The 2463-nt window shown below is 41.0% G+C and carries 5 protein-coding genes; 1 reads left to right on the forward strand and 4 read right to left on the reverse strand.

What is annotated here, in order from left to right; all coding sequences use genetic code 11:
* On the forward strand, window positions 1–416 hold a 416-nt coding region (locus tag ACYVRH_RS11775), incomplete at its 5' end, for a response regulator (RefSeq protein ID WP_461257109.1).
* Between the two features lie 13 nt (window positions 417–429).
* On the opposite strand, the gene ACYVRH_RS11780 is transcribed toward ACYVRH_RS11775, so the two are convergent.
* The 4 genes from ACYVRH_RS11780 to ACYVRH_RS11795 all read right to left on the reverse strand — a co-directional run.
* The gene (locus ACYVRH_RS11780; RefSeq protein WP_461257110.1) at window positions 430–714 is read right to left on the reverse strand and encodes a leader peptide processing enzyme; all 285 of its coding nucleotides are present in this window, start codon (window positions 712–714) and stop codon (window positions 430–432) included.
* Window positions 711–1235 (reverse strand): signal peptidase II, encoded by a 525-nt coding sequence (gene lspA / locus ACYVRH_RS11785; RefSeq protein WP_461257111.1) that lies wholly within the window; start codon window positions 1233–1235, stop codon window positions 711–713. The genes ACYVRH_RS11780 and lspA overlap by 4 nt, the downstream gene beginning before the upstream one ends.
* Window positions 1236–1246: 11 nt before the next feature.
* Window positions 1247–1999: a Nif3-like dinuclear metal center hexameric protein gene (locus ACYVRH_RS11790; protein ID WP_461257112.1), complete on the reverse strand. Its 753-nt coding sequence runs from the start codon at window positions 1997–1999 to the stop codon at window positions 1247–1249.
* A gap of 118 nt (window positions 2000–2117) precedes the next feature.
* Window positions 2118–2463: hypothetical protein (locus ACYVRH_RS11795; RefSeq protein ID WP_461257113.1), on the reverse strand; the 346-nt coding region annotated here is incomplete at its 5' end.

Below are 2463 nucleotides of genomic sequence, written 5' to 3' on the forward strand. Positions count from 1 at the left end.
ACGGTTCAGCCGAAGCTGAGAAAAACGAATTTGATTTTAAGAATTATTTATTATTGGTCGCGGAAGACATGGAGTTCAACAGGGAAATCCTGACCAAATATCTGGAAAAGACCGGCGTAGTTATAGAATTTGTCGAGAATGGTAAAGCCGTTGTTTCCAAGTTTACGGAAAATCCCGATAAATACCATTTGATACTAATGGACATTAATATGCCGGAAATGAACGGAGACGAGGCGACAAAGGTAATAAGGGCGCTTGATATAAAGAAAGCAAAGGAGATACCTATTATCGCCATGACTGCGGATGTTTTTAAGGAAGACATTGAAAAATGCCTAGCCGCCGGTATGACCGATCATGTGGCAAAACCCATTGTTCCGAAAAAGATATACTCTACCCTCAAGAAACACTTGGTTTGAGTCTTCTTGGAAATTATTGTTTCTTTAGATTTCTTTTTACAAAAAGAGGATCAAAGTATTGTTCCACATTGATTTTATTTATGAAATGTTTTAAAACAACGCGGTAAACAAGAATGGAAATGGCTATTGCCGCAATGAAAATTAATGTAAAAGCCCAGCTATAACCTGATTGCGGTATTACCGGAATCAGGAATTTTGCGTACAGAAGAAATAAAATTATAAAACTGACAACGGCGACAATAGTATTGAACAATGTCGCGCCAAGTATAAATAATATTGTATTAACTTTTTTATTCATTGTGTTGTTTCCTTTTTTTTAGGAATAAAAAACATAGTGACAAGCAGTAATAAACAGCCTACTACAACTGACGAATCGGCAATATTAAAAGTCGGCCAACGTTGCATTTTAAAGAGGCCGTAAATATTTACGCTGATGAAATCTACAACTCCGTCAGAACGGAAAATACGGTCGATGATGTTTCCAATTCCGCCTCCGATAATTCCCGCCAATGCCCAGCGCTGAATCGGGGTGAATTCGTCGGATTTAAAATAATACCATGCCAAAAAACCCAAAACCAAAATGGGGACTATGACAAACATTACAGGCCTGATAACATCAGGAAGATTTTGTCCCAGACTGAACGCTATCGCCTTGTTGCGGACATGATAAATCCATAAAAAACCGTTATTAAAAACATCTTTAATCAATCCTGTCTCCGGTTTAATTTTTACAATAACCGCTTTTAAAACTTGATCCACAAGAATAATAAACGCCGTAAGTGAAAATGGCAGTATTTTCTCTTTTACAAATTGTCTCATTTTTATACTCCTTATAACCCCGTGGGAATATCCAAAAATTCAGCGTCAATGGCAAGTTCCGCCATTGTATGACGCATAACAGCCTGAAGTCCCCAGACTTCAGTACAGTAGTGGCCGCCGGCAATCATGTTAAGCTTCCCTTCCAGACATTCATGATAAACCGTATGTGAGCTTTCTCCCGTTACAAATAAATCCACGCCTTCCTCAACCGCTTCCCGCGCGTTTTCCGCCGCTCCGCCCGACACAACTGCGGCGGTTACGCAGTCTTTTTTTCCAAAGGGAAAAACTCCAAGCGGCGGACGCCCCATAAAACTGATTTTTTTTACCGCTTCGTCAACTGTAACAGGTTTGGTGAATGTCCCTTTAAAGCCTATTTTCCGCCCATGGTACAGTCCGAAAGGCTCGATGTTTTCCAAGTTTAAAAGTTGCGCAAGAACGGCATTGTTTCCCAGCTTAGGGTGTTGATCCAAAGGCAGGTGCGCCGCATACAGGCAAATGTTATGATCAAGCAAAAACTTTATCCGCCGCCTTAGATTTCCGGCTATCCGGGCTGGAGCTCCCCAAAAAAGCCCGTGGTGGACAAACAGCAAACCCGCCTTCGCGGCGGCGGCCTGCTCGAATGTTTCCATAGCCGCGTCAACTCCAAAAGCAATTTTACGGACAGCACAGCCGTCATTATCAACCTGAATCCCATTCAGGGAAGTGTCAATGGAAGAAAAACCTTCTATATCCAAAATTCCCCTGAAAAAAGCGTCAAGTTTCATAGTTGTCAACTCTGCACTCACAAGGGACAGTGTATCACATAGAAAAAATTTATTCTAGTGATTGGAAAAAAAAGCCGCATACCGGAGTATGCGGCTCTGTGAAGTGAATTAACTACTCTTAGCCTTTATTGCTCGCAATAAGAAGATTGGCAAGAACCATAAGATGAACAGCCAGCATTTGCAGTAAATGCCAGAAATCTTTGAAGCCGCCAGTTATCCAAGAAACAATTTCTACGATGATATACACTGCCCAAATAATAGCAATGACAAATATCAAGACATCCATGAAAGAAATTGAAACATTGAACATTTTCAAAAGAATTAGGACACCCGCCACTATCACAAGCGGCTCCCATAAAGCGCGCGGAATTTCAGCCAATTTGGCAAGCTCAGTTGAATAGATCATCATTGCGCTGATAGCGGTGTTAAAATTAAGGGTCGCGGTGTCTTTTGTTATCTTTTCA

Source organism: Treponema sp. R80B11-R83G3, assembly GCF_054786115.1.

Excerpts from the sequence above, each read along its gene's own strand:
- lspA (WP_461257111.1), bottom strand. The coding sequence starts at position 1,235 with ATGAGACAATTTGTAAAAGAGAAAATACTGCCATTTTCACTTACGGCG.
- ACYVRH_RS11780 (WP_461257110.1), bottom strand. The coding sequence starts at position 714 with ATGAATAAAAAAGTTAATACAATATTATTTATACTTGGCGCGACATTG.
- ACYVRH_RS11790 (WP_461257112.1), bottom strand. The coding sequence starts at position 1,999 with ATGAAACTTGACGCTTTTTTCAGGGGAATTTTGGATATAGAAGGTTTT.